Annotated in this window: 1 protein-coding gene; it reads left to right on the top strand. The window is 61.7% G+C overall.

Annotated elements, in window-relative coordinates:
* Positions 1-379 precede the first annotated feature (379 nt).
* Complete coding sequence (locus ASG32_RS30965) at positions 380-1,873, top strand: ABC transporter substrate-binding protein (RefSeq protein ID WP_348271906.1); 1,494 nt, start codon at positions 380-382, stop codon at positions 1,871-1,873.
* Positions 1,874-3,269: the final 1,396 nt, after the last annotated feature.

Genomic DNA, 3,269 nt, shown 5'->3' with positions numbered 1-3,269 from the left:
CGGATACCATCAGGGCCAGCGGTCAACATGAACGACTGCATCAACAGGCCGGACACAAGACTGCACCCGACCAACGCGTCAGAAGCTCAATTCGCCACTTGCAATGCGGGAGCCATCCACACAAGACAAAGCGACCGATGTTCAAACTCGGCGTAAAGGAACGTGGTGCAGCCCAAAGCCGCTTCAGCATGATAAGGTGCGCGACGGGAAGTACCGCCTGCTCGGCTGGGACGGCAGGTCGCTTCCAACGCATCTGTCGAGGCCTCAGGCTATGCTGCGTCGAAGGTTTCTTGGGGCCGCTGCCGCGGTAGGCGCTGCCTCGTTCCTCCCCGCCCGACCCGCGCTCGCGCAAGGCGCTCGCCAGCGGACCCTGCGCTTCGTGCCGCAGGCGGATGTCACGATCCTCGACCCCCTCACGACGAGCGCCTACGTCACGCGCAATCACGCGCTGCTGGTGTTCGACCAGCTCTTCGCGATCGACGGCGATCTCCGGCCTCAGCCGCAGATGGTCGAGGGCCACACGGTGGAGGATGACGGGAAGCGCTGGACCTTCCGCCTGCGGGAGGGTCTCAGGTTCCACGACGGCGAGCCGGTGCGCGGGCGCGACTGCGTCGCCTCGATCCGGCGGTGGGCCCCTCGCGACAACCTGGGCCAATTGCTGTTGGCACGCACCGACGCGATGGAAGCCCTCGACGATCGCAGCTTCACCATCCGCCTCAACCGGCCCTACGGTCTGATGCTGGCGACCTTGTCGAAGCTCGGTCCCCCGGCGCTCCTGATCCTGCCCGAGCGGCTGGCTGTCCTCGATCCCAAGCAGCAGCTTCCCGAGGTCGTCGGTTCAGGCCCGTTCCGGTTCAACGCCCGCGAGCGCATCATCGGCGCCCGCGTCGTCTACGACCGCAACCCGGACTACGTGCCACGTGCGGACGGAGAGGTCTCTGGAGTTGCCGGGCCGAAGCGGGTGCATTTCGACCGGGTCGAGTGGACGACCATGCCCGATCCCAGCACGGCCGCAGCCGCGCTCAAGAACGGCGAGGTCGACTGGTGGGAGAACCCGATCAACGACCTGCTTCCGACACTGGGAGCCGACCGCGGGATCGTCACGCCGCTCTCGGGCCGGCTGGGCACGATGGGCACCGGGGTGATGAACCATCTGCACCCGCCCTTTGATAAGCCTGCGGTTCGCCGCGTGCTGCTGGAGGCACTCTCGCAAGAGGACTTCATGATCGCGATCAACGGCACGGATCCGAACCTGATCCGTACCGGCGTCGGTCTGTTCGCCCCTGACACGGCGATGGCCTCCGATGTAGGCCTCGACGCACTTACACGTCCGCGCGATCTGGAGCGGTCGAAGCGGGATCTGATCGCGACCGGGTACAAGGGGGAGCGTGTTGTCCTGTTAGCGGCGGGCGACCTGCCGCGGCTGGCCGCGATGGGCGATGTGATGAACGACCTGCTCCAGCGCCTCGGCATGGACGTGCAGCACGCCGTTTCGGACTGGGGGAGCATGGTCACCCGCCGGGCCAACAAGGCACCTCCGGACCAGGGCGGCTGGAACATCTTCTGCACCGACTGGTCCGGCTTCGACATGCTGAACCCAGCGGTGGAGCAGGTACTGCGCTGCGGCGGCGTGCAGACGGGCTTCTTCGGCTGGCCCGATCTTCCGCAAATCGAGGCGATGCGTGGGGCATGGATCGAGGCGCTGGACGAGGACGGTCGCAGGAAGATCGCCCACGACATCCAAGCGCTGGCGATGCAGGAGGTGCCCTACCTGCCTCTTGGGCAGTATCTCAGCCGAACTGCCTATCGGGACGATCTCCAGGACGTGGTCAAGAACCTGTCTGTGTTCTGGAACGTGCGACGAGCGTCCTAAAGGTCTGCCGAGCGTGACGAAGCCGACGGTTGTCGCCGGGTAGAGGCTTGGTGTTCGTGCTTGTCAGAAGAGGTGGCAATACGCTTAGAGCCGCCCGCCTTCTGGCGTTTGCGGCCCAAAAGCAGAAAGTCGCATTTCCACCCATCTTAGACGTTCAAACGACCGATTCGTCCCGTCAGATGTTGGCCGAAAGCGGAATGACCGCTTCGGAGAAGGCCGGCTGGAAAACCAGACGGCCTCCTACCGACCCAACCCGGCCACCGGGATGGCGCCCAGCGCTTCGCCAAAGCAGCCGTTCATCCGCCGTTCGGCAACTTCGGCTGAGGGGGGCTCACCACTCCAGATCACTAGTGGAACTACCACGATCTTGCTTGGTCTTGGATAGTTGCTAATCCTGCTGATTGACATTCATGTTGACGATCATGGTCCCTCGGCGACCTCTGCTAATCCAAAGGTTCCCTGAGGGCCCACGAAATCCCGCAAAACCATTGGCGCAATATACGGTCCCGGCACTTTCAGTACACGCCGGGGCCAAGGGAGCTGGCTCCACTGGAAACAGCACAGAGGCAAGGGCTACGGCTGACCCAACTGAGGCCAACACAGAGCCTAGGACAACGGTGGATGTAATGCGCATAATCGGAGGGTATGCAACCTGTGGTGGAGTATCAAGCTATCTACGCAACCCAACCTCAAAACCGCACAGGAGATCGACCAGCTTGGTAGAAATCGGCCGAGGATTCAGCCAAGCGACAGACGATCACCATCGATTTCAAACATCTCACGACAAGAGCGGCTCGATCATTTAATAGGGGCTGCAATTGCGTCAATACTAATTGTCAATAATATAGTTTCCGACATAATCGCCGTATTACATCTAACGAAAATTTGAAATAATTCTTGGCCAATATTCGGATCTACGTGTTTTTCCCGGATGCTCGGTGAACCAGATTGTGAAAAATCGATCTCGTCGGCACTGTCCGATGACGCCCGCGCCGGTGCCACTTGACCCCCGATCCGCTGGCGTGGGCGTCTGCAATCCTGGCAGTGATCATCTACGTGGTCCTGCCCGCACTGGACAGATTATAGCGTGTCAGGTTCGCCAACCACTATCGATGAGCCTGATCCGGGGCCACGGGTGTATCGTGTGTTCAGCCTCCGCGCAGATGGGAGAGTGGGGGAGAGCCGCACGATCTCGGCGCAAAGCGATGATGAAGCGAAAGCTATCGCTTCGACACTGCCAAACGGCCATGGTATTGATTTGTGGGAGCGCGCTCGTTACTTGGCAAGCTACCCTGATCCGCCCCCAGTGAAGTGGTCCGCCCTGAGGTATGGCTTTCGGGCCAGGACGAGGACGGACAGATGGGAACGAAGCGGCACAAGCCGGAGGATGTCGTCG

Source organism: Methylobacterium sp. Leaf361 (assembly GCF_001424445.1).
In the GTDB taxonomy this organism is placed as follows: Bacteria; Pseudomonadota; Alphaproteobacteria; order Rhizobiales; family Beijerinckiaceae; genus Methylobacterium.
Note: the sequence above shows the minus strand (reverse complement) of the source record. Positions and strands in the feature narration are given on the sequence as shown.